The organism is Streptomyces sp. HD (assembly GCF_028369295.1).
Taxonomy (GTDB): domain Bacteria; phylum Actinomycetota; class Actinomycetes; order Streptomycetales; family Streptomycetaceae; genus Streptomyces.
Map to the genome: position 1 here is coordinate 61,201 of NZ_JAQMYP010000024.1, position 22,151 is coordinate 83,351.

The following is a 22,151-nucleotide window of genomic DNA, read 5'->3' on the forward strand; positions in this document are numbered from 1 at the left end:
CGGTCAGGCGTCGGCGGTGCGGCACTCCGGGTGGCCCCAGCCCTGGGTGTTCTTGGCGATAGGCTCGCCCGCCGCGTAGCCGCGGCCGCAGACGCAGCGGCCGGGGAACTTGGCCTTGATGGTGCGCGAGGAACTGCCGTTCTTGCGGGCGGTCGCCGCCTTGCGGCGCGGGGCCGTGGCCGGCGGGGTGTCCGGGGAGGCCGGCGGCTGCGGGGAGCCGAGGCCGCTGCCCGCCGGTTCCTGCACGGTGGCCGCCTGGCTGGCGGCGCGGTCGGCGAAGTCGTTGAGCGGGTCGCCGTCGACCTGGTGGGCGGGGACGTAGCGGAACTCGACGGTGCGGCCGTCGAGCAGTTCGTCGATGCGCACGACCAGATCCTGGTTGGCGACCGGCTTGCCGGCGGCCGTCTTCCAGCCGTTGCGCTTCCAGTTCGGCAGCCAGGTGGTGACGGCCTTCATGGCGTACTGCGAGTCCATGCGGATCTCCAGCGCCACGCCGGGGTCGGTCGCGGTGAGAAGGCGCTCCAGCGCGGTGAGTTCCGCGACGTTGTTGGTTGCCTTGCCGAGCGGCCCCGCCTCCCAGCGGGCCGGGGTCTCCGTCTCGTCGGCGACGACCCAGGCCCAGCCCGCCGGCCCGGGATTTCCCTTCGATGCCCCGTCGCACGCGGCCACAACTCGTTCACGCATGTGCCGATCATGCCATGGGCGGGCCGGGGGCCCGGTCGCGGAGTCGTTCAGGAGACGTCGCTGAGCCCCGGCATCTCTCCCTCGGTCGTGCTGGTGTCGATCACCGAGAAGTTCGCGCCCTGGGGGTCGCTCAGCGCGGCGAACCGGCCGAACGGGGTGCTCATCGGACCGAAGCGGAGCACGGCGCCGATCTTGGTGGCCTTGGCGACGGCGTCGTCGCAGTCGGGGACACTGAAGTACACGTTGATGTACGGCGGTACCTCGGGCGGGAAGTCGTCGGTCATCTTCATCCGGCCCAGGACGGTGGTGTCCTTGCCGAGGGAGTAGAGGCGGAAGTCGATCGCGTCGTCCTCCATCTGCTGCTGCCGGTATCCGAAGACGGCGGCGAAGAAGGTGTCGGACTTCTCCGGCTCGCGGGTGAAGACCTCCGCCCAGCAGAAGGCGCCCGACTCGGTCGGCTCCGTTTCGAACCCCTCGTGGGTGCCGGCCTGCCACAGGCCGAAGACGACGCCGCCCGGGTCGCGGGCCAGGCACATGCTGCCGAAGTCGCCGACCGCCATCGGCTCCATCAGGATCTCGCCGCCGTTCTCACGAATCCTGCCGGCGGTCGCGGCGACGTCCGCGGAGGCGAAGTAGAGGCACCACTGCGACATGCCCTCCTGGCCCGGCATGGGAGGGACCACCGCGGCGGCGGCCTTGCCGTTCGCGTAGGCCTGGGTGTAGTTGCCGAACTCCGACGACGCCTCGCCGAAGGTCCAGCCGACCACGTCGCCGTAGAAGCTCTTGGCCGCCTCGACGTCACTGAACATCGCATCGGCCCAACAGGGGGTTCCTTCAGGTTGCACGGCCATGGCTGCGGCCCTCTCCGGGATCGGTGAGCTGTCCGGATTCTCACGCTAGTCACCGGGCGGTCGGGTCGCGCGCCGAACGCCCGGTTCCGTCCCAGACTGGATGGGAGACGGCCGCTCGAAGGACGGGGCTCGGAATGGCGGACGGGACGATGCGCGCGTGGTCGGTGGTCGAGCCGGGGCCGGTGGATGCCGGGTCACTGCGGCTGGTCGGCAAGCCGGTTCCGGTGCCGGGGGACGACGAACTGCTGGTGCGGGTGCGGGCGTGCGGGGTGTGCCGTACGGATCTGCATGTCGTCGAGGGAGATCTGCCGGTGCGCCGGCCGGGTGTGACGCCGGGGCACGAGATCGTCGGCGTGGTGGCCGGGTTCGGGGCGGCGGTGCGTGGCTTCGAGGCCGGGGAGCGGGTGGGGGTGGCCTGGCTGCGGCGCACCGACGGCAGCTGCGGCTACTGTGCGCGCGGGTCCGAGAACCTGTGCCCGGCCTCGCGGTACACGGGCTGGGACGCCGACGGCGGTTACGCGCAGTACACGACCGTACCGGCGGCGTACGCCTACCGGTTGCCCGGCGACGTCGACGACGTGACGCTCGCCCCGCTGCTGTGCGCCGGGATCATCGGCTACCGCGCGCTGCGCCGGGCGGCGCTCCCCGCGGGCGGCCGGCTCGGGCTGTACGGCTTCGGGGGCAGCGCCCATCTGTGCGCGCAGGTGGCGCTGGCCGAGGGCGCCACCGTGCATGTGCTGACGCGGGGCGCGGCCGCGCGGAAGCTGGCGCTCGATCTGGGCGCCGCCTCGGCGCGCGACGCGTACGAGATACCGCCGGAACCGCTGGACAGCGCGATCCTCTTCGCGCCCGTCGGCGACCTGGTCCCGGTGGCGCTGCGGGCGCTCGACCGGGGCGGCACGCTGGCGGTCGCCGGCATCCATCTCAGCGACGTGCCGGCGCTGCGCTACGAGAGCGACCTCTTCTACGAGAAGCAGTTGCGCAGCGTCACCTCCAACACGCGCGAGGACGGCCGTCAGTTCCTGGCGCTCGCCGCCGAGCACGGCGTCCACGCCACGACGCACACCTATCCGCTGTCGCGGGCCGACGAGGCACTGCGGGATCTCAAGGCGGGCCGGTTCGACGGGGCGGCGGTGCTGGTGAACGACCTGTCCTAGTGCCTGTCCGGCGGATCAGGCCGGCTGCAGAAGGCGGCATCTCATTGACGCAGGTGAGCGGGGTCTGGTGCGTGCAGCTGCAAGGCGGAGGCGAGCGGCGACGCGATGGGGGTCCCCCCGCGCGAGGTGTTTCGAGCGTCGGGGAGTCGGCAACCGGCGACAACGCGACTGAGGGTCCCCCCTCTGGGGAGGGCGTGCCGGCCCCCGCGACGCCGGCATGATCCGCCGGACAGGCACCCCAGCGTCGCGATTCAGGCGTGCGGGAGCACGGGAGGGGAGCGGGGGCACTCACGGTTCGATCACTGCCCCACGCGGCAGGTTTGCACCTCCAGGGTCCTGAAGCCGCCCCGTTCACGCCCTGATCATGCTGTCACGGCGGCTGTTTGGCTAGGACGCGCGCACGGCCAGCCAGCTCACCTCCCGGGAGGGAATGTGTCCACTCCGGACAGCGCCACCGGTCCCGCCATCGACGAACCCGAGCCCGATCCCCAGTCCGACGGTCAGCTCACCAGTCTCAGCACACAGGCGGCACGGCAGCTCGCCACGACCACCAAGTCCGAACCCCAGATGCAGGCCATCAGCTCGCGCTGGCTGCTGCGGATGCTGCCCTGGGTGGACGTGAAGGGCGGCACCTACCGGGTCAACCGCCGACTGCAACTCCGTGTCGGCCGGGGCCGGGTGCAGTTCGACCAGAACGGCGCCGACGACATCAAGGTCATCCCCGAGACGCTCACCGAGCTGCCGGTATTGCGCGGCTACGCCGACCTCGACGTGCTAAGGGAGGTCGCCACCCGGTTCCGGGTCCGTGAGGTCCGCGCCGGTCAGGTGCTGGTCGAGGCCGGGCAGCCGGTCACGGAGGCCTACCTCGTGGTGCACGGCCGGTTCACCCGCTTCACCGAAGGCAAGTACGGCGAGGAGGAGATCCTCGGCGTCGTCACCGACGGCGACCAGCTCGGCGACGAGGCCATCGGCCGGGACGACCCGCTGTGGCTGAGCTCGGTGCGGGCGGAGACCGCCGGCGTGCTGCTCGTCCTGCCCTGGACGGTGGTCGAGGAGTTCACCGACCGGGTGCCGTCCCTCGCGGCGCACCTGCAGGCCTACGCCGCACAGCAGAGCCTGCCCATGAACCGCAAGGGCGAGGCGGATGTTCCGGTGCAGGCGGGCCATGTCGGCGAGCCCACGATCGGTGGCGGCTACGTCGACTACGACCTCGCGCCGCGCGAGTACGAGCTGTCCCTCACCCAGACCGTGCTGCGCGTCCACACCCGGGTCGCCGACCTCTACAACAACCCGATGAACCAGACCGAGCAGCAACTGCGGCTGACCATCGAGGAGATCCGCGAGCGCCAGGAGTGGGAGCTGGTCAACAACCGGGAGTTCGGGCTGCTGCACAACGTCGACTACGGGCAGCGCGTCAGCACCTTCTCCGGGCCGCCGACCCCGGACGACATGGACGAACTGCTGTCGATGCGCCGTAAGACCAAGCTGTTCATCGCCCATCCGAAGGCGATCGCGGCGTTCTTCCGGCAGTGCAACCGGCGTGGTCTGGTGCCGGGCACGGCGAGCGTCGAGGGGCACGAGATCCCGGCCTGGCGCGGGGTGCCGATCTTTCCCTGCAACAAGATCCCGATCAGCCCGCAGCACACCAGCAGCATCATCGCGCTGCGCACCGGAGAGGGCGACCAGGGCGCCATCGGGCTGTACCAGACCGGGATCCCGGAGGAGTACCAGCCCGGTCTGAACGTGCGGTTCATGGGCATCGACGCCAACTCGATCATCCGCTACCTCGTCACCGCCTACTACTCCATGGCGATCCTCGTGCCCGACGCGGTCGGGATCCTGGAGAACGCCCAGATCGGCCGGACGGCCGAGTGACCGCGTGGAGCAAGCCATGAGCACGTCGCCCCCCTTCTCGCTGCCGGGCCCGCCCAATCTGGCGAGCGCGGTGCGCACCCGGCGCGGCGGGGCCATCCCCGGACTGCGGTACCGGGAGGTCGCCCCCGCCGACCCGGAGAAGGCCGCGGAGGTCGACCGCAGGCTGGAGGACTGGGCGCGGCGCCTCGACCTGTTCCCCGAGGCGTGGAACGGGGACTTCGCGGGGTTCCAGTTCGGGCGGGCCGTGGTGCTCCAGCATCCGCAGGCCGTCGATCTGGACCGGCTGACGGTCGCCGGAGAGTTCCTGCTCGCCGAGAACGTCGTCGACTCCTGCTACTGCGAGGAGGACGAGGGCCGGGGCGGGGCGCGCCGCGGTCTCGGGGGCCGGCTGATCATGGCACAGGCCGCGATCGACCCCTTCCACGGCATTCCGGAACTGGAGGAGGAGTGGCGCGAGGGGGTGCGGGCCGACGGTCCGCTGCGCTCGTACCACTTCGCCATGCAGGACTACGCCGCCGTCGCCACGCCCAGCCAGGCCGACCGCTTCGTGCACGACATCGCCAGGCTGCACCTGGGCTACCTCGCCGAGGCCGCCTGGGCGGAGACCCGGTATGTGCCCCGGGTCTGGGAGTACCTGGTGATGCGGCAGTTCAACAACTTCCGTCCCTGTCTGTCGATCGTGGACGCCGTGGACGGCTACGAGCTGCCCGAGCCGGTCTACGCACGGCCCGAGATCCAGCGGATCACGGCGCTGGCCTGCAATGCGACCACGATCGTCAACGACCTGTACTCCTTCACCAAGGAGCTGGCGAGCGACCCGACCCACCTCAATCTGCCGCAGGTCGTCGCCGCGAACGAGCGGTGCGGGCTGAAGGCCGCCTATCTGAAGGCCGTCGAGATCCACAACCGGATCATGGAGGCCTTCGAGGAGGAGTCCGCGCTGCTCGCCGCCACCTCACCTCTCGTGGAGCGCTATGCGCAGGGGCTGTCCGACTGGGTGGCCGGCAACCACGAGTGGCACGCCACCAACACCCACCGCTACCACCTGCCCAACTACTGGTAATCCGCGACCGCCAACTACGGGTAATGCGCGCACGAATGACAGAACGTCACACGCACCAGCACGAGGAGTCACCGTTGACCATCGCCCCCGAAGCCGGCACCACCAACGCCAAGGTGCCGTCCCAGTCCACGTACCAGACCCGCGTCGCGGACTACTGGAACGCCGAGGAGAACCCGGTCAACCTCGAACTCGGAAAGCTCGACGACCTGTACCACCACCACTACGGCATCGGCGACGCCGACCGCTCCATGCTCGATGAACCCGACCCCGTCCGGCGCCGGGAACTCATCACCGCCGAACTGCACCGGCTGGAGCACGCCCAGGCCGAACTGCTCGCCTCCCGTCTCGGCCCGCTGACGCCCGCCGACCGGGTCTTCGACGCCGGCTGCGGGCGCGGCGGCGGCAGCGTCGTGGCCCATCTGCGCCACGGCTGCGAGGCCGACGGGGTCACCATCTCCGAGAAGCAGGCCGAGTTCGCCAACGCGCAGGCCCGCAAACGGGGCATCGACGACCGGGTGCGCTACCACCACCGGAACATGCTGGACACCGGGCTGCCGACGGGAGCGTTCGCGGCCTCCTGGAACAACGAGTCCACCATGTACGTCGAGCTCGACCTGCTGTTCGCCGAGCACGCCCGGCTGCTGCGCCGCGGCGGCCGCTACGTGGTCATCACCGGCTGCTACAACGACACCTACGGGCAGGCCTCCCGTGAGGTGTCCCTCATCAACGCCCACTACATCTGCGACATCCACCCGCGCTCGGCGTACTTCCGCGCCATGGCCCGCAACCGGCTCGTCCCGGTGCATGTGCAGGACCTCACGGAGACGACCATCCCCTACTGGGAGTTGCGCCGTGAGGCCGACCACCTGGTGACCGGGATCGAGGACACGTTCCTCAACGCGTACCGCAACGGCAGCTTCCAGTATCTGCTGATCGCGGCGGACCGCGTCTGAGCGACGACCGGGCCCGCGTCGGCCACGGGGGTTCCCCGTGGCCGACGCGTGTCTTCCCCCTTGGGCCCGGCTGTGCTTGCCTGGGGAGCCGTTTTCGGTGTCCGGGGCGGGAGTTGCCGTATGCGCAAGCCGTGGCTCGTCGGGGTACTGCTGGCCGCCGTGCTGCTCGGTGCCTGCGGGGATCCGGCGTCCGGGCCCGAGACCGCCGCGCCCCCGGAGGTGCCGCGGGCGTCGGCCACCACACAGCAGCGGGCGCCGGCCTCCCCGAGCACGGCGGCCACGCCCTCCGCCGGCGCCCCGGCGAAGGCGCCCAGCGTGCTGTATCTGGGCGACTCGCTCGCGATGGAGGCGCAGCAGGTGCTCGGGCAGGAGCTGCGCCGGGGTCTACGGGCGACGTACACGAGCGCGCCGTACTCGGGAACCACGCTGTGCGACTACCTGGAGGGCACGGGCGAGCGGTCGCTGGTCCCGGTCGCGGACAAGGCGGCCGCCCTGGTGCGCAGGCTGCGGCCCGACTTCGTGGTGCTGCAGTTCTGGGGCAACGCGTGGGGCTACACGCCGTGCATGGACGGCATCACCCATGACGCCTCGCCGGAGAAGTACTTCAGGCGGTACCAGGCCGACATGAAGCGGCTCGCCGACCAGATCTCGGCGGCCGGTCAGGCCCGGATCGTGTGGGTGCTGCAGGGCCCGGACCCGATCACTCCCGACCGGGTCCGGCGGGTCAACGCCCTGTACGAGCTGCGGGCCGGGGCCTCGGGCGACCTGCTCGCCGACGCGGGGAGGACGGTGAGCGCGACCGGGGCCCGTTACTCCTGGGTCCAGCACCTGCCGTGCACGGCGTACGAGCGCGCACACCCCGGGTACTGCACCCAGCCGGGCCGCGACCGCACCGCGCTGCACCGTGACGACGACTATCTGCACTTCTGTCTGGCGCCCACGACGTCGACGCCGAAGCCGTGCCCGGTCCGCTCCCCCGGGATCCGGCGGATCGCCCTGGAGATCACCCGGGTGATCCGCGAGAACGCGTAGGGCGGGGAGGCCGAGCGTGGGCAGGCCCGGGGGTGGGGTTCACTCCCCCGCGTACGCCTTCTCCAGGGCGGCGATGTCGAACTTGCGCATCGCCATGAACGCCTTGGTCGCACGGGCCGCCTTCGCCGGGTCCGGGTCGGTGATCATCGCGTCGAGCCGGTCCGGGACGACCTGCCAGGACACGCCGTACCGGTCCTTGAGCCAGCCGCAGGGGCCGGGCTCGCCGCCGTTCTCGGTGAGCTTGGCCCAGTAGTAGTCGATCTCCTCCTGGTTCTCGCAGAAGATCATGAAGGAGGTCGCCTCGGTGAACTTGAACTCGGGGCCGCCGTTCAGCCCGAGGAACTTGTGTCCGTTGGCCGTGAACTCGACGGTCATCACGCTTCCCGCGGGCTGCATCGCTCCCTCGGGGTAGCGGGCGACCTTGCCTACGCTGGAGTTCTTGAAGACGGAGACATAGAAATGGGCGGCCTCCTCCGCCTGGCCGTCGAACCAGAGACACGTGGTGAAACCGTCGCTTGCCATGACTACCTCCTGGGGCGTGGAACCGGGGCGTGGAACCGGTCATCTGTGTCGACCGATCCTCCCCGCGAAACTCATCGGTCGTGACGCCGATTAATCCAGGTGGCCGCTACACCTTTCGGATCTACCATCGCGGGCATGACGTCTTCGCCCGCGCACCGCGGCATCCATGCCTTCCGCATCGACATACCGCAGAGCGATCTCGACGACCTCCACGACCGCCTCGACCGCACCCGGTGGCCCGACGAGCTGCCCGGGGTGGGATGGGCGTACGGCGTGCCCTCGGACTATCTGCGTGAGCTGGTGCGGTACTGGAGGCACACGTACGACTGGCGGGCCGCCGAGGCGCGGCTGAACGAGTGGCCGCAGTTCACGACCGAGATCGACGGCGCGCATGTGCACTTCGCGCACGTCCGCTCCCCCGAGCCCGACGCCACGCCGTTGATCGTCACGCACGGCTGGCCGGGTTCGATCGTGGAGTTCCTGGACATCGTCGGGCCGCTCACGGACCCGGCCGCACACGGCGGCGACCCGGCCGACGCCTTCCATGTGGTGCTGCCCAGCATTCCGGGCTTCGGGTTCTCCGGGCCGACCCGGGAGACGGGCTGGGAGGCACGGCGGATCGCCGATGCCTGGGTCGAGCTGATGTCGCGCCTCGGTTACGACCGGTTCGGCGCCCAGGGCGGTGACTGGGGGGCGGGCATCTCCCGTGAGCTGGGCCGTGTCCACGCCGACCGGGTCATCGGCATCCACCTCAATCTGCTGCCCGGCGCGCAGGCGGTCACCGAGCCGACGCCGGAGGAACTGGCGGTGCTGAGCCCCAAGGAGCGGGAGCGGACGCTCACCTCGTGGAGCCGGTTCGACCGGTTCTTCCGGGACGGGGCCGGCTACTTCCATGTGCAGTCGACCCGGCCGCAGACCCTGTCGTACGCGCTCACGGACTCGCCGGTCGGTCAACTCGCCTGGATCGTCGAGAAGTTCCGGGAGTGGACGGACTCCGAGATGCTGCCCGAGGAGGCCGTCGACCGGGATCTGATGCTCACCAACGTGATGCTGTACTGGCTGACGGGCACGGCGGGTTCGTCGGCCCGGGTCTACTACGAGCGCGCCCACGCCGAGGGCGACCGGATCGCCGCCCCGCACGAGCCCTCGACCGCTCCCACCGCGGTGGCGTCGTTCGCCGGCGACCCGCTGATCCCGCTGCGGCACAAGGCGGGGCGCACGGAGAACATCGTGCGCTGGACGGAGTACGACCGGGGCGGGCACTTCGCGGCGATGGAGCAGCCGGAGCTGCTGGTGGGCGATGTACGGGCGTTCTTCCGGGAGTTGCGGAAGGCCTCTGCCGTCAGCTGATCTGCCACGGGCAGAGAAACCGGTCATCGGCGTCGTCCGAGGTCAACAGTGGAGTCATCGGCATCCCGACCACCACGAGGAGACCTGATGACTCCACTCGCCACGCTCGCACCCCGGGCCGAGGAGGGCGACGCGCCGCCGACTCGGTTCGACGACCATCTCGCCGCCCAACTGCTCGCCCAGCGCATCGTGTTCCTCGGCACCGAGGTCACCGAGACCTCCGCCAACCGGGTCTGCGCCCAGCTGCTCCTGCTGTCGGCGGAGGACCCACGCACCGACATCAGCCTGTACGTCAACAGCCCGGGCGGGTCGGTGCATGCGGGCCTCGCCATCTACGACACGATGCGGCTGATCCCGAACGACGTCTCGACGCTGGCCATGGGCTTCGCGGCCAGCATGGGCCAGTTCCTGGTCAGTGTCGGCACCGCGGGCAAGCGGTACTCGCTGCCGAACGCGCGGATCATGATGCACCAGCCGTCGGCCGGGATCGGCGGCACCACCGCGGACATCGAGATCCAGGCGGAGAACCTGGAGTTCACGAAGCGGACCATCGAGCGGATCACCGCCGAGCACACCGGCCAGAGCGCGGAGAACATCTCCCGGGACGGTGACCGCGACCGCTGGTTCACGGCCGAGGAGGCCAAGGAGTACGGCTTGGTGGACGGGGTCGTGGAGTCCCTCGCGGACGTCCGCCCGGCCGCCTCGAAGCGACGGATGGGGCTGTGACATGGGGAACTACACGATTCCGTACGTCGTCGAGCGGACCGCGCACGGCGAGCGGTCCTCCGACGTGTTCAGCCGGCTGCTGTCGGAGCGGATCATCTTCCTCGGCACCGAGATCGACGACGGCGTCGCCAATGTCGTCATCGCGCAACTCCTCCATCTGGAGTCGGCGGCTCCGGAGAGCGAGATCGCGATCTACATCAACTCCCCCGGCGGCTCGTTCACTTCGCTGATGGCCGTCTACGACACGATGACGTACGTGCAGGCGCCGATCTCCACGTTCTGCGTGGGGCAGGCCGCGTCCACGGCCGCCGTACTGCTGGCCGGTGGGGATCCGGGGCGGCGGTTCGTGCTGGAGCACGCGCGCGTGCTGCTCGGTCAGCCCGCCAGCGGAGGGAGCCGGGGCATGGTGTCCGACCTCGCCCTCCAGGCCAAGGAGATGGTCCGGATCCGCTCGCAGGTGGAGGAGGTGCTGGCCCGGCACACCCATCACGACGTCGCGACGCTGCGCGCGGACATGGACCGCGACAAGGTGTTCACGGCGCAGGAAGCGGTGGCGTACGGGCTGGCCGACGAGGTGGTGAGTCGGCGCCTCGTGGGGGTCTGAGGCGCCGGCTCGGATTCACCCGGCCGGGCGGTGGGGTCTCACGCCGCCAGGCACAGCCCGTTGTACGGCGTGCCGGTCCTGGCGCGGTGACCGCCCGGCAGCTGGCGGCTGGTAAGCCGGACCAACTCGCCCTGCGCCAGCGACAGCAGGTCGCCGAGGCCGAGTCCCAGGGCGTGGGCGGCGGCCGCGAGGACCTCCGAGGAGGCCTCCTTGCGGCCGCGCTCGACCTCCGATAGGTACGGCATGGAGATCCGGGCCGCGTCGGCCACGTCCTTCAGTGTGCGCTCCTGGGCGAGGCGCTCACGGCGCAGGACGTCGCCGACCAGGTCGCGCCACAGGGGCTCCTTGGAGGCGGGCGCTGCGGGCCGCACGGCGGGTGGGGGCGTGGTCGGCACGGGGGCGGCGGTGGCTGGGCGTTCGGACGCGGGGCGGGTCGTTCCGGGGCGCGGGGCCGACGGGCCGGCGGCGGGCCGACGTACGGCGGGCGGGCGCAGGGGAATGACGCGGGCTTCGTTCGTCGCTTGTTCGCTCACCCGCCCAGCCTAGGAGCGTCCGGCGCCGGGGGAAGGGATCAGCGTTCTGCCCTGGGGGAAATCGCGCTCGGCTAACTCCGGCCGCACCCGGCACTCGTCAGTGGCTACTCGTCACTCGTCGCTCAGCCGCAGCACCGCACGCACCCGCTTGCCCACCGGTACGCGTTCCACGGCGACCTCCGCCGCCAGCGCGTGCACTATCTCCAGCCCGTGCCGGCCGATCCGTTCCGGATCCCTGGGGAAGCGGCGGGGCAGGGCGGAGCTGCTGTCGTACACGCTGACCGTCACCGCGTCGTCCGTGCCCTCCAGGTCCAGGATGTACGGCCCGTTGCTGTGCCGGTCGGCGTTGGTGACCAGCTCGCTCACCACCAGGAGCACCTTGTCCTGGGCGGACTCGGCGATCGTGGCGCACCACTCGGTTCTCAGTCTGCCGAGGAACAGTGCGGCGAAGGACCGCGCCTCGGCGATGCATCCTGGTTCACCGCTGTAGTGCGCCGCCCGCCTGAGCGGTTCCACGGGCACGTCGAAACCAGTCTGGATCACTGCCCCGTCCACGTGCTCGATCATGCGTTTCTCTCTCGGAAGCCGGAACTGGCCGGACACTACTGCACCAGTCCTCGTACCCAGAGCGGAGCCCCGCAGTCACTACCCAGGTGGCGCCGTACGTCACAGCGACGCAGACGCCGTCTCGCTCGTGGTGGACGCCGACTGTGACGTCGTTGTCGTATCCGTGTCCGGCGCCGACCGGGAGGTCGGTGTCTCCGGCTTGGTGGTCGGCTCCGACGTCGTCGTCTCCGGGCTCGTCGACGGGGACGAGGGGGCGGTCGACGTGGGTGGGCAGGGGGAGACCGAACCGGTGGGCGTCGCGGTGGCGTCGTCGGGCAGCGTGACGCACGTGGTGGGGGTGCCGGGCGAGGTCGGTGTCGACATGCTCACCGACGGGGAGGGCTTCGTCGGCCGGTGGGTCTTCTTGTCCTTGCCGCCGTCGTCGCCGCGGTGCCGGGAGATCCACTCGTCGTGGTCGGGGTCGAAGATCACGAAGACGTTGATGACCGTCGTCGAGGGCGCGACCACCACGACGTTCGAGGAGCTGTACGACGGCCAGGAGTCACCGGTCTGCTTCGGTGTGCCCTGCTGGGCGACCGCCGGGGTCAGCGGGTTGCCGCAGGCGCAGCGCACCCGGGGCACGCCGCGGTCGTCGACGAGGACCGCCGTGCCGGTCTGGAGGACGGCCTGGTAGCTGGTGACGGCGCCGTCGCTGTAGCCGTGGTTGGTGACGCGGGTGTCCAGGCGCAGTTGGACGGGCGTGAGCGAGCGCAGATAGGAGGGGACGTCGGCGGGTTCGACGCGGGCGACAGAGGCGAACGCCCTGTTCTTCGCCGGGACCGCCTTGAGGTACTGGATCTGCTTTTCGACGTCGCAGGCGGCGACCTTGCGGGTGCCGCCGTACAGGCCGGCCGCTCCCCCGTCGACACCGCGTACGGCGTTGGAGGGCGCCGACTCGGTGGGCGCGGACGGGGTGACGGGCGGGGCGGAGCCGTCCGTCGCGGTGGACTCGGTGAACGGGTCGGGGCCGGTCTTGCCCGCGGCCTGGAGGAAGACCTCCCCGCTCTGCGCGCTGCCGCCGCCGTCGCCGCGCGACAGGATGACGGCGACGACCACGGCGGCCACCGCCACGAAGGTGATCACCGCGATCCGGGGTGCGTGCCGCCACCAGGGGTGATGGGGTTCGGGGCCGGGCGCTCCGGCACCGCCGCCGTCCGGCGGCTGCGAGGGCGGGCCGGAGGGCGGTTGGGCGGGGCCCGACAGGGGGCCCGAGGGCGGCCCTGTGGGGCGGCCGGACGACGGAGGTTCGACGCTCACGGAGCCTTCTTCCCTACTCGAAGCCTTCTTCCCGACGTGGGATTCCTATGACGCTCAGTCTCGGTTGGCTCCCACGCCGTTGACTCTCCCATCCACCTTTGCCCCTTTTGGAGCTTTCCGCATGGTTTCCAATCTGTGCGTGGGTCCCGTGCCGCTCGCAAGCCGACGCGGACGGACCTCCCGGCGGGCGCGCCGCGGGGGTGCTGCTTAGCGTGGGCAGGGTGAGCGTGCCGACCCCCTCTCGCCCGGCCGTGGCCCGTCATGGCTGGCCGCAGGCGCTCGGTGCCGTGCTGGCCGGGCTGGTCTCGATGGGGGTGGTCGCCGCGCTGGGGCTGTGGGCGGCCGGGGCCGCGGAGCTGCCGGACAACGCCTTCCCGAGGGTCGTCGCGGCGACCGTGGTCACGGCGGTCGGCGGCACGATCGAGCTCTCGGGGAACGCCGGAGGACTGGCCGAGTCCGATGCCGGGCTGACCGTGGTCCCGCTGTCGGTCACGCTCGTCGGCGCCCTCGTCCTGGCCGCCGGATTCCTGCGGCCGCTCAGGCACCGGGCGGTCGCCGGCACCCGGGAGCTGGCCGGGTGGGCCGCCAAGGTCGCCGTACTGTGGCTGGTCGCGCTGCTGGCGCTGTCGTTCACCGCCCGCCAGACCTTCTCCCTCTCCCTTGACGACCTCGGGCAGGACACGCTCGGCGACCTCGGTGATCTGTTCGGCATTTCCCCGGAGGTCGGCTTCACCACGGACGTCCCCGCGACCCTGTTCTTCGGCCTGCTGTGGCTGGCGGGTGTGCTGGTGCTGGCCCTGCTGGTCTCGCGCGGGGCCCCGCTGCCGGGGCGGCTGCTGCGCTTCCAGGAATCGGTGCGGCCCGCCGCGTATGCCATGGTGCTGCTGTTGCTGGCATGGGTCGGGCTCGGTGTCGTCATCGGTCTGGTCGTCGCGGCGACCCGCGGGCACGCGGCCGAGACCTTCGCCGTGATCCTGCTCGGCATGCCGAACCTGATGTGGCTGGCCCTGACCCTCGGGCTGGGCGCCACCTGGAACGGCAGGGTGGATGGGCCGTTCGGGCTGCCCATGCCGCATGCTCTCGACGAGGTGCTGCGCGGCCGGGAGGCCGCCGAGCTCAATCTGGGCACGCTCGCCGAGCACGACGGCCGGGTGTGGTGGCTGGTCGTGGCCGATACGGTGCTGCTGCTGGCCGCCGCCTACGTGATGGCGAGGCGTTCACCGTCCCGGATGCGCGCCTGGCAGCACGCCGTACACCTGGCGGTCGCACTGGCGCTCACGGTGCTGATGATCTGTCTCGTCGGTCGTATCGCGGCGCACTACGGTCTGTCGGTACTGGGCATCGGCGACCTCGGCGGGGATCTGGGCGGGGAGCTGTTCCTGAGGCCGGAAGTGTGGAGCGCGGTCGGCCTTGCGCTGCTGTGGGGGCTGGTCGCCGGGTTCCTCGGCGGGCTGCCGGCGCGGCGGGTACGGCACAGGGGTGAGGTGGTGGCACCCCCGCGGGGATGAGCGGGCCGGCATGCGTTCACCGACGCCGGAAGACCGGCTCGGCCCAGTGGGGCGGGGGTTTCGGCGTGTCGGTGGCGGACGTCTCCGGTCGTCCCGCTGCGCCTGACTTCTTCGGCGCCCCGTCATCCGCCGATCCCTTCCGCAGCCCTACGGCCTTGAGGTCGACCTCCGTCGCCGCGTGCCCGGCGCCCGCGCCACCGGCCACAGCCGCCCGCAGGTCGGCGACCAGCGCGAGGCAGGAGTCGTGGCGGTCGTCGGGGCTCTTGGCGAGGGCACTGGCGAACACGGCGTCGACCCGCGCGGCAAGGTCCGGGCGGGCCTCGGTCAGCGGCGGTGGCTCGTCGTACTGGTGGGCCCACAGCAGGGCCATGTCGTCGTCGCGGCGGAACGGCGGGTGGCCCGCGAGGCACTCGTAGAGCACGCAGGCGAACCCGTACACATCGCAGCGCGCGTCGACCGGCCGGCCGGAGATCTGCTCGGGGGCCACGTAGTCGAGCGTGCCGACGAACTGGCCGACGGTCGTGAACCCGGTCAGGGACAGCGACTTCTTCGTCAGGCCGAAGTCGGTGAGGTAGACGTGCTCGGGGTGGTCGCTGTCGGTGCCGCGGGCGACGAGGATGTTGCCGGGTTTCACGTCCCGGTGGACCAGTCCGTGCTCGTGCGCCGCGTCGAGCGCGGAGGCGACCTGTGCGGCGATGCGCAGGGCCGTCGGAGGCGTCAACGGGCCCTCGCGGTCGAGGAGATGGCGCAGGTCGCTGCCGTCGACGTAGCGCATGGCGATGTACAGGACGCCGTCCGTCTCGCCCGCTTCGTAGACGGGCACGATGTGCGGGTGGTCGATCGCGGCGGCCGTGCGGGACTCGTGGGTGAAGCGGCGGCGGAAGGTGTCGTTGCGGGCGAGTTCGGGGGCGAGGAGCTTGAGCGCGACGGTGCGCTCCAGGCGCAGGTCCCGGGCGCGGTAAACCACGGCCATGCCTCCCCGGCCGACCTCGCGCTCGATGCGGTAGCCCGCGACCTGCCGGCCGATCAGCTCGGAGGGCCGGCCGGAGAACAGGCTCGTGTCACGGGCCATCGGGGGTCACGACCTGGGTCGGGGCGTGGCCGGGGTCCTCGGTGGCGCGGGGTCCGTCGTCCGTGGCGTAGGTGCTCAGCCGTGCGCCGTCCGCATACGTCCACCGCCCGTGCTCGGTGTCGTACAGCCACATGGACTCGCCGTCGACGACGACCCCGATCCGCAGGCCCGATGTGCGGACCCGGAAGGTCTCGCCGTCCAGTCCGCCGGCCGCGAGGTCCTCGACCGCGGAACGGTAGCCGGCCAGCACCCGTTCGGTGCGGGCGAGCAGCGGGCGCGGGTCGGCGGTGCGGGCGGGTGGGCCGCCGTCGGCGGTGGGCGGGTCCTGGGGTACGGCGACCAGGAAACGGCCGTCGACCCAGGCCGACCAGCCGTTGGCGCACAGGATGCGTCCCCAGTCGCCGCGCCGTTCGACGAGCTGGACCGGCAGAAACGCGTCGAGGGGCACGGTGGGCCGGGCGGGGTCGGGGGTCTCCCAGGCGGGCATCCCGTGCTGGGGGACGACGTGGGTGGGCCGGAAGCCGGGGGAGGTCATGGCGTGCCCCTACTTCCGCATCACGACGGGTTCGCGGCGGCGCAGCAGCCGGGAGACGAGGTAGCCGAAGGCCGCGGAGAGCACGACGAGCATGGCGATGTTGAACAGCCACACGCCGGCCGAGTGCTCGAACAGCGGGTCGCCGGTCAGGTCGCCGGGCACGATCCGGGCCAGGTCGACGGTGCCGGCCATCGCGCCGAGTGCCCAGCGCGAGGGCACCAGCCAGGACAGCTGCTCCAGGCCGGGGACGCCGTCCAGCTTCAGCAGGGCGCCGCAGAACACGACCTGGACGATGGCGAGCAGCACCAGCAGCGGCATCGTCACCTCCTCCTTGCGCACCAGCGCGGAGACGACCAGGCCGAGCATCATCGCCGTGAAGGCCAGCAGGGCGACGGCGACGGTGATCTCGACCAGGGGCGGCATCAGCACGCCTTCGCCGCCGGGGGCGTTGAGGTCGACGCCGAGCAGGGCGACCAAGGTCAGTACGACGGCCTGGAGCACGGTGATCGTGCCGAGGACCACCACCTTGGACATCAGATACGCCGATCTGGACAGGCCGACGGCGCGTTCCCGCTGGTAGATCACCCGTTCCTTGACGAGTTCGCGCACGGCGTTCGCCGCTCCGGTGAGGACGCCGCCGACGCACAGGATGAGCAGCGCGTTCATCGCCGTCTCCTGGGTCAGCTTGCTGCCCGCCAGGGCGCGGGCCATCGCGCCCATCACGAAGGGCAGGGCGATCATGATGGCGAGGAAGGTGCGGTCAGCGCCGAGCGCGCTGGTGTAGCGGCGGATCAGCGTGCCGAGCTGGGCGCCGCGGCTGCGCGGTCTGGGCGGCCGGGTGATGACGACCGGGCCGGTGCGGGGCAGCCGGGGCTGTCCGGTCGCGTCGGCGATGTACTGCCGGTGGAAGAGCGAGACGCGGTAGTCGCCGGCCCAGTCGCGTTCCTGGTCGCGTTCGAAGGCCTCGAAGGCCTCCGGCCAGTGCGCGAAGCCGAAGAAGAGCAGGGCCTCGTCGGGCGGGCCGTAGTAGGCGATCCGGCCGCCGGGGGCGAGCACGAGGAGCCGGTCGCAGACGTCGAGGCTGAGGACGCTGTGGGTGACGACGATGACGGTGCGGCCGTCGTCGGCGAGGCCGCGCAGCGTGTTCATCACCGAGCGGTCCATGCCGGGGTCGAGCCCGGACGTCGGCTCGTCGAGGAACAGCAGCGACGGCTTCGTCAGCAGCTCCATGGCGACGCTCACCCGCTTGCGCTGCCCGCCCGACAGACTGTGCACGGGCTGCCCGGCGCGCTGCTCCAGGCCCAGCTCGCGGATCACCTCGTCGACCCGGGCCCGGCGCTCGGCCTTGGCGGTGTCCTGGGGGAAGCGCAGTTCGGCGGCGTAGGACAGGGCGCCGCGGACGGTGAGTTGTGCGTGCAGGATGTCGTCCTGCGGGACGAGGCCGATGCGCTGGCGCAGCTCGGCGTAGTCGCGGTAGAGGTCGCGGCCGTCGTAGAGCACGGTGCCGTGGTCGGCGGGGCGCTGTCCGGTCAGGGCGTTGAGCAGGGTGGACTTTCCGGCGCCGCTCGGGCCGACGACGGCGAGCAGGCACTTCTCCCCCACCGGGAAGGAGACGTTGTCGAGGAGGATCTTGCGGCCGTGGTCGACGGCGACCGCGAGGTCCTGCACCTCCAGGGAGATCTCGCCGGTGTCGACGTACTCCTGCAACTGGTCCTCGACCAGGCAGAACGCGGAGTGGCCGATGCCGACGACGTCGCCGGGGCCGATCGGGGCGCCGGTGACCGGACTGCCGTTGAGGTAGGTGCCGTTGTGGCTGCCCAGGTCGGCGATCTCGTAGGTGCCGTCGGGCAGGGCGCGCAGTTCGGCGTGGTGGCGGGAGACGATCAGGTCGTTGATGACCAGGTCGTTGTCGGCGGCGCGGCCGATGCGGACGGTGCGGGTGGGCAGCGGCCGGACGGTGGTGGGCTGCCGGAAGGTGCCGGTGAGACCGGGCCTCGACACGACGGAGACCGCCGAGGGGCGTTCCGCCCCGACGGCCGGGGCGGGGCGGCGGTCGAGCAGCACGGCGCGCGGTCCGTCGGAGGGGTTGCCGAAGCGGATGACGGTGCCGGGGCCGACGTCCCACTCCTGGACGCGGTGGCCCTCGGTGTAGGTGCCGTTCGTGCTGTTCTCGTCCGCGAGGGTCCAGTGGTCGGCCTCGGGCCGCAGAACCGCGTGGTGCCAGGAGACGCGGGAGTCGTCGATGACGATGTCGCAGAGCGGGTCGCGTCCGACGTGGTAGTCACGGCCCGGGGTCATCACGGTGGCGCCCGACTCGGTCTCCAGGACCAGTACGGGGGCTGTCGGTGCGGCCGGTCGCTCCGCCATGCCAGGATTCTATCGATCTGCCCGCATATACGCCTGCCTGCGTCCGGGGCGGGGATCTTCCTCGACGGGGCTCAGCCGACGGGCATGAACAGGGCCGGGATGGTGCGCTGCATACGCAGGGCGTCCACCGACTCGGCGAGCAGTTCGTACTCGGTGGTGTCGTCGCTCACGGCGATCCGGACCAGGTGCCCGGCCGCCAACTCGTCGGCGACCAGCTCCTGCCGGTCGGTGTCGGCGCACCAGGTGCGCAGTACGGCCGGTACGTCGGGCACGGTGGCGGCGACCGGGACGAGTGCGCTCGGGGGGATGTGCTCGGCGTCGGGGTGCGGGTCTAATCGCTCGGCGATCCAGGAGGCCCGGTCGCGTAACCACCACAGGGCCAGGGCCAGCGTGGGTGCGCGGTACGTGCCCAGGGGTACACCGATGCGCCGGCCTCCGCAGACTCCGTATGCGGTGACATGGCAAAGGAACTCGTCGTGCACGTAGCCTCCCCCGTGTTGCCGTGTTCGCCTGTCGGCGGGCCTCGCTTTCGGTGCGGCTCGTGAGCGGTGTGTAAGGGAGCCGTCGCCCCATGTGAGGCACCCTCGTAGTGAGTATGTTCACTACTGAAACACTGTCACCACGACTTTCCGGCCAGTCTCCTGGCATATTCACAGCCGGTGTTGGCTGAAATACGGCGGGTACACGTCAAACCCGCCTTCCTTACCTCCGAGGTAATCGAGCTTCCCGACACGCGCGGGCATCGTTGCGGTACCGGCTCCCCCCGACCGGGACCCGGGTCCTACCAGTAATGACGACCTCGTTGGAGGCTGATCGACCATGCCCGCGTCCACCGACCGCCACGACACCGGCATCGACCGCTACGAGACCGCCGTCGACCGCTACTTCGAGGCCTGGAACGCCCGCGAACCCGCAGAGTTGGCCCGGGCCGTCGCCACCGCCTGGACCCCGCTCGGCAGCTACACCGACCCCCTGGCCGACGTCCGCGGGCAGGAGGGGATCGCGGCCGTCGTCGCGGCCGCACAGGCGCAGTTCCCGGGCTTCGCCTTCCGTCTCACCGGCTCCATGGAGGGCCACCACGACACGGCGCGCTTCTCCTGGGAGCTGGTGAACGAGGCCGACGGTTCGGCGCCCGTCGCCGGGTCCGATGTGATCACGCTGGACGCCGAGGGGCGGATCGTGTCCGTGCTCGGATTCCTGGACCGGGTGCCCGCCGACGGGTGAGGTGAACGATGAGCTTTCAGGACTTGCGGCGGTCTCGACCAGTGAAGGCCACGGAGACCGCCGCAGCGGAGGGACGCCATGACAAACCAGGCGGAAAGTGGACGCGGAGTTCACCGCCGCGCCGCGCAAGAGCCCGAGCAAGGGCGGCCGGCCCTGTGCCGTCCGGCCGCAGGCGCCTGACGGAACGACTCAGCCCCTGATCACCACAGCGCTCAGCTCTTGACCACCGCGTCGATCCGGGCCAGTTCCTCGGCGTCGAAGTCGAGGTTGCCGGCCGCGGCGACGCTGTCCTCGATCTGACGTGTGCTGCTCGCGCCGACCAGCGCCGAGGTCACCCGGCCGCCGCGCAGCACCCAGGCCAGCGCCATCTGGGCCAGGCTCTGGCCGCGGGACTTGGCGATGTCATCGAGGGCGCGCAGCTGGGCCACGAGGTCCTCGGTGAGCCGGTCCGAGTTCAGGAACGGGCTGTCGCTCGCAGCCCGCGAGTCCTCCGGGATGCCATCGAGGTAGCGGGCGGTCAGCACGCCCTGCTCCAGCGGGGAGAACACGATGGAGCCGACCTGGAGCTCGTCCAGCGTGTCCAGCAGACCCGACTCCTCCGGGCCGCGGGCCAGCATCGAGTAGCGCGGCTGGTGGATGAGGAGGGGGGTGCCCAGCTCGCGCAGGATGCGGGCGGCCTCACGGGTCTGCTCGGGCGAGTAGTTGGAGACGCCGACGTACAGCGCCTTGCCCTGCTGCACCGCCGAGTGCAGGGCGCCCATCGTCTCCTCCAGGGGAGTGTCCGGGTCGGGGCGGTGCGAGTAGAAGATGTCGACGTAGTCCAGGCCCATCCGCTTCAGGCTCTGGTCCAGCGAGGACAGCAGGTACTTGCGCGAGCCCCACTCGCCGTACGGGCCGGGCCACATGTGATAGCCGGCCTTGGTGGAGATGATCAGCTCGTCGCGGTACGGCGCGAAGTCCGCCTTCAGTGCCTCGCCGAACGCCGACTCGGCGGCGCCGGGCGGCGGGCCGTAGTTGTTGGCCAGGTCGAAGTGGGTGACGCCGAGGTCGAAGGCGCGGCGCAGGATGGCCCGCTGGGTCTCGACCGGGCGGTCCGGGCCGAAGTTGTGCCACAGTCCGAGGGACAGCGCCGGGAGCTTGAGGCCGCTGCGTCCGGTGCGCCGGTAGGGCATGTCCGCGTAGCGGTCGGGGTGTGCGGTGTACAACGCGACTCCAGAGGGGTTGGCACACGAGGGACGGCTCCGTGGAGCCGAATTCCGTTCGGTATCCACTCTTTCGTGACCTGCGGGCAGTGGTCCAACAGGTAAATCAGATGGGATTGAGCGGCTACGCTGCTCAATCATGGAACTGCGCCATCTCCAGCACTTCGTGGCGGTCGCCGAGGACCAGCATTTCACCCGGGCGGCCGAGCGCCTGATGGTGTCCCAGTCGGGGCTGTCGGCCTCGATCCGGGCGCTGGAGCGGGAGTTGCAGACGCCGCTGTTCGTGCGCACGACCCGCCGGGTGACCCTCACCCCGGCCGGGCGTGCCCTGCTGTGCGAGGCGGAGCGGATCCTGGCGCAGGTGCGGGCAGCCCATGAGGCGGTGGCCGCGGTGCAGGGCGTGCTGCGCGGGATGCTGGCGCTCGGGTCCGAGCAGTGCATCGCCGGGGTGCATGTGGCGGGGCTGCTCGCGGCGTTCCGGCGGGCCCATCCGGACGTGGAGATCTGTCTGCGGCAGGCGGGCTCGGGCGCGCTCGCGGAGGAGGTCGCGGCCGGCCGCCTCGACATGGCCTTCGCCGTACGGGCCGCGCAGGAGGACACCGACCAGCTGCGGGTCGTACCGCTGACCGGCGAGCCGATGACCGTCCTGTGCCATCCGAGCCACCGGCTCGCGGCCGCCGGGGCGGCGGTCACTCCTGAGGAGCTGGGCGGGGAGGTCTTCGTCGACTTCCACCCGGACTGGGGGCCGCGCCGCACCACCGACGCGGTGTTCGCCTCGGCGGGCGTACGGCGCAGCGTCGCTCTGGAGGTCAACGACGTGCACAGCCTGCTGGACCTGGTGGACGAGAACCTCGGTGTCGCCGTCGTACCGCGCCACTTCCGGCACAAGCGGCCGTCACTGACCGCGCTGCCGGTGAAGGCCGGCGGCGAGAGCGTCTACGAGACGGTCGCCCTGCTGCCGCCCGCGCAGGCGACGAGCCCGGCGGCCCGGGCGCTGATGGGGCTCCTCGAATCGGAAGGCGCATGACGG

General features: G+C 71.2%; 22 protein-coding genes. 11 read left to right on the forward strand and 11 right to left on the reverse strand.

The genetic code is table 11. From position 1 onward, the window contains the following. Positions 1–3: 3 nt before the first annotated feature. Together POF73_RS23440 and POF73_RS23445 are read right to left on the reverse strand one after the other, a co-directional pair. Entirely contained in the window at positions 4–684 is a 681-nt protein-coding gene (locus tag POF73_RS23440; RefSeq protein ID WP_272118663.1) for a ribonuclease H family protein, read from the reverse strand. Between the two features lie 47 nt (positions 685–731). After that, positions 732–1,535 (reverse strand): VOC family protein, encoded by an 804-nt coding sequence (locus tag POF73_RS23445; protein WP_272118665.1) that lies wholly within the window; start codon positions 1,533–1,535, stop codon positions 732–734. A 149-nt stretch (positions 1,536–1,684) separates the two neighbouring features. On the opposite strand from POF73_RS23445, the gene POF73_RS23450 reads away from it, so the two are divergent. The 5 genes from POF73_RS23450 to POF73_RS23470 all read left to right on the forward strand — a co-directional run bounded on the left by POF73_RS23450 (position 1,685) and on the right by POF73_RS23470 (position 7,615). Further along, positions 1,685–2,692 (forward strand): zinc-binding alcohol dehydrogenase family protein, encoded by a 1,008-nt coding sequence (locus POF73_RS23450; protein WP_272118816.1) that lies wholly within the window; start codon positions 1,685–1,687, stop codon positions 2,690–2,692. Positions 2,693–3,124: 432 nt separating this feature from the next. Beyond that, positions 3,125–4,567 carry a family 2B encapsulin nanocompartment shell protein gene (locus POF73_RS23455; RefSeq protein WP_272118668.1) on the forward strand — a complete coding sequence of 481 codons (1,443 nt, stop codon included), beginning with the start codon at positions 3,125–3,127 and terminating at the stop codon, positions 4,565–4,567. A gap of 16 nt (positions 4,568–4,583) precedes the next feature. Next, positions 4,584–5,630 (forward strand): family 2 encapsulin nanocompartment cargo protein terpene cyclase, encoded by a 1,047-nt coding sequence (locus POF73_RS23460; RefSeq protein ID WP_272118670.1) that lies wholly within the window; start codon positions 4,584–4,586, stop codon positions 5,628–5,630. Positions 5,631–5,704: 74 nt separating this feature from the next. Continuing rightward, positions 5,705–6,583, forward strand: a complete 879-nt coding sequence (locus tag POF73_RS23465; RefSeq protein WP_272118672.1) for a geranyl diphosphate 2-C-methyltransferase — start codon at positions 5,705–5,707, stop codon at positions 6,581–6,583. A gap of 120 nt (positions 6,584–6,703) precedes the next feature. Further along, positions 6,704–7,615: an SGNH hydrolase domain-containing protein gene (locus POF73_RS23470; RefSeq protein WP_272118674.1), complete on the forward strand. Its 912-nt coding sequence runs from the start codon at positions 6,704–6,706 to the stop codon at positions 7,613–7,615. Positions 7,616–7,654: 39 nt separating this feature from the next. On the opposite strand, the gene POF73_RS23475 is transcribed toward POF73_RS23470, so the two are convergent. Then, positions 7,655–8,137 (reverse strand): VOC family protein, encoded by a 483-nt coding sequence (locus tag POF73_RS23475; protein WP_272118676.1) that lies wholly within the window; start codon positions 8,135–8,137, stop codon positions 7,655–7,657. Positions 8,138–8,272: 135 nt separating this feature from the next. On the opposite strand from POF73_RS23475, the gene POF73_RS23480 reads away from it, so the two are divergent. From POF73_RS23480 to POF73_RS23490, 3 genes are all read left to right on the forward strand, one after another. After that, complete coding sequence (locus tag POF73_RS23480) at positions 8,273–9,487, forward strand: epoxide hydrolase family protein (protein ID WP_272118678.1); 1,215 nt, start codon at positions 8,273–8,275, stop codon at positions 9,485–9,487. 87 nt (positions 9,488–9,574) lie between these two features. Continuing rightward, positions 9,575–10,213: an ATP-dependent Clp protease proteolytic subunit gene (locus POF73_RS23485; protein WP_272118680.1), complete on the forward strand. Its 639-nt coding sequence runs from the start codon at positions 9,575–9,577 to the stop codon at positions 10,211–10,213. A gap of 1 nt (position 10,214) precedes the next feature. Next, positions 10,215–10,817, forward strand: coding sequence for a ClpP family protease (locus tag POF73_RS23490; protein WP_272118682.1), 603 nt, complete (start codon positions 10,215–10,217; stop codon positions 10,815–10,817). Positions 10,818–10,855: 38 nt separating this feature from the next. On the opposite strand, the gene POF73_RS23495 is transcribed toward POF73_RS23490, so the two are convergent. The 3 genes from POF73_RS23495 to POF73_RS23505 all read right to left on the reverse strand — a co-directional run bounded on the left by POF73_RS23495 (position 10,856) and on the right by POF73_RS23505 (position 13,213). Further along, positions 10,856–11,350: a helix-turn-helix domain-containing protein gene (locus tag POF73_RS23495; protein WP_272118684.1), complete on the reverse strand. Its 495-nt coding sequence runs from the start codon at positions 11,348–11,350 to the stop codon at positions 10,856–10,858. A 111-nt stretch (positions 11,351–11,461) separates the two neighbouring features. Then, on the reverse strand, positions 11,462–11,917 hold the full coding sequence (locus tag POF73_RS23500) for an ATP-binding protein (protein ID WP_272118686.1): 456 nt from the start codon (positions 11,915–11,917) through the stop codon (positions 11,462–11,464). A 99-nt stretch (positions 11,918–12,016) separates the two neighbouring features. Continuing rightward, complete coding sequence (locus POF73_RS23505) at positions 12,017–13,213, reverse strand: DUF6777 domain-containing protein (protein WP_272118688.1); 1,197 nt, start codon at positions 13,211–13,213, stop codon at positions 12,017–12,019. A gap of 221 nt (positions 13,214–13,434) precedes the next feature. Here POF73_RS23505 and POF73_RS23510 point away from each other — a divergent pair, with 221 nt between their 5' ends. Continuing rightward, positions 13,435–14,721, forward strand: coding sequence for a streptophobe family protein (locus POF73_RS23510; protein ID WP_272118690.1), 1,287 nt, complete (start codon positions 13,435–13,437; stop codon positions 14,719–14,721). A gap of 16 nt (positions 14,722–14,737) precedes the next feature. Here POF73_RS23510 and POF73_RS23515 read toward each other — a convergent pair whose 3' ends face one another. The 4 genes from POF73_RS23515 to POF73_RS23530 form a co-directional block, all read right to left on the reverse strand. Continuing rightward, entirely contained in the window at positions 14,738–15,793 is a 1,056-nt protein-coding gene (locus POF73_RS23515; RefSeq protein ID WP_272118692.1) for a serine/threonine-protein kinase, read from the reverse strand. Continuing rightward, positions 15,783–16,328: a hypothetical protein gene (locus POF73_RS23520; RefSeq protein ID WP_272118694.1), complete on the reverse strand. Its 546-nt coding sequence runs from the start codon at positions 16,326–16,328 to the stop codon at positions 15,783–15,785. The genes POF73_RS23515 and POF73_RS23520 overlap by 11 nt, the downstream gene beginning before the upstream one ends. Before the next feature lie 9 nt (positions 16,329–16,337). Beyond that, positions 16,338–18,695, reverse strand: coding sequence for an FHA domain-containing protein (locus POF73_RS23525; RefSeq protein WP_272118696.1), 2,358 nt, complete (start codon positions 18,693–18,695; stop codon positions 16,338–16,340). A 71-nt stretch (positions 18,696–18,766) separates the two neighbouring features. Then, positions 18,767–19,177, reverse strand: coding sequence for a hypothetical protein (locus tag POF73_RS23530; RefSeq protein WP_272118698.1), 411 nt, complete (start codon positions 19,175–19,177; stop codon positions 18,767–18,769). 337 nt (positions 19,178–19,514) lie between these two features. On the opposite strand from POF73_RS23530, the gene POF73_RS23535 reads away from it, so the two are divergent. Next, positions 19,515–19,919: a nuclear transport factor 2 family protein gene (locus POF73_RS23535; protein WP_272118700.1), complete on the forward strand. Its 405-nt coding sequence runs from the start codon at positions 19,515–19,517 to the stop codon at positions 19,917–19,919. Between the two features lie 212 nt (positions 19,920–20,131). Here the strand turns inward: POF73_RS23535 and mgrA are convergent, their stop codons facing one another. Next, complete coding sequence (gene mgrA, locus POF73_RS23540) at positions 20,132–21,124, reverse strand: L-glyceraldehyde 3-phosphate reductase (protein WP_272118702.1); 993 nt, start codon at positions 21,122–21,124, stop codon at positions 20,132–20,134. 136 nt (positions 21,125–21,260) lie between these two features. On the opposite strand from mgrA, the gene POF73_RS23545 reads away from it, so the two are divergent. Continuing rightward, entirely contained in the window at positions 21,261–22,148 is an 888-nt protein-coding gene (locus tag POF73_RS23545) for a LysR substrate-binding domain-containing protein (protein WP_272118704.1), read from the forward strand. The last annotated feature ends 3 nt before the right edge of the window (positions 22,149–22,151 follow it).

Coding starts and splice junctions, on each gene's coding strand:
- POF73_RS23440 (WP_272118663.1), bottom strand. CDS start 684: ATGCGTGAACGAGTTGTGGCCGCGTGCGACGGGGCATCGAAGGGAAAT.
- POF73_RS23445 (WP_272118665.1), bottom strand. CDS start 1,535: ATGGCCGTGCAACCTGAAGGAACCCCCTGTTGGGCCGATGCGATGTTC.
- POF73_RS23450 (WP_272118816.1), top strand. CDS start 1,685: ATGCGCGCGTGGTCGGTGGTCGAGCCGGGGCCGGTGGATGCCGGGTCA.
- POF73_RS23460 (WP_272118670.1), top strand. CDS start 4,584: ATGAGCACGTCGCCCCCCTTCTCGCTGCCGGGCCCGCCCAATCTGGCG.
- POF73_RS23470 (WP_272118674.1), top strand. CDS start 6,704: ATGCGCAAGCCGTGGCTCGTCGGGGTACTGCTGGCCGCCGTGCTGCTC.
- POF73_RS23475 (WP_272118676.1), bottom strand. CDS start 8,137: ATGGCAAGCGACGGTTTCACCACGTGTCTCTGGTTCGACGGCCAGGCG.
- POF73_RS23480 (WP_272118678.1), top strand. CDS start 8,273: ATGACGTCTTCGCCCGCGCACCGCGGCATCCATGCCTTCCGCATCGAC.
- POF73_RS23485 (WP_272118680.1), top strand. CDS start 9,575: ATGACTCCACTCGCCACGCTCGCACCCCGGGCCGAGGAGGGCGACGCG.
- POF73_RS23490 (WP_272118682.1), top strand. CDS start 10,215: ATGGGGAACTACACGATTCCGTACGTCGTCGAGCGGACCGCGCACGGC.
- POF73_RS23500 (WP_272118686.1), bottom strand. CDS start 11,917: ATGATCGAGCACGTGGACGGGGCAGTGATCCAGACTGGTTTCGACGTG.
- POF73_RS23515 (WP_272118692.1), bottom strand. CDS start 15,793: ATGGCCCGTGACACGAGCCTGTTCTCCGGCCGGCCCTCCGAGCTGATC.
- POF73_RS23520 (WP_272118694.1), bottom strand. CDS start 16,328: ATGACCTCCCCCGGCTTCCGGCCCACCCACGTCGTCCCCCAGCACGGG.
- POF73_RS23525 (WP_272118696.1), bottom strand. CDS start 18,695: ATGGCGGAGCGACCGGCCGCACCGACAGCCCCCGTACTGGTCCTGGAG.
- POF73_RS23535 (WP_272118700.1), top strand. CDS start 19,515: ATGCCCGCGTCCACCGACCGCCACGACACCGGCATCGACCGCTACGAG.
- POF73_RS23545 (WP_272118704.1), top strand. CDS start 21,261: ATGGAACTGCGCCATCTCCAGCACTTCGTGGCGGTCGCCGAGGACCAG.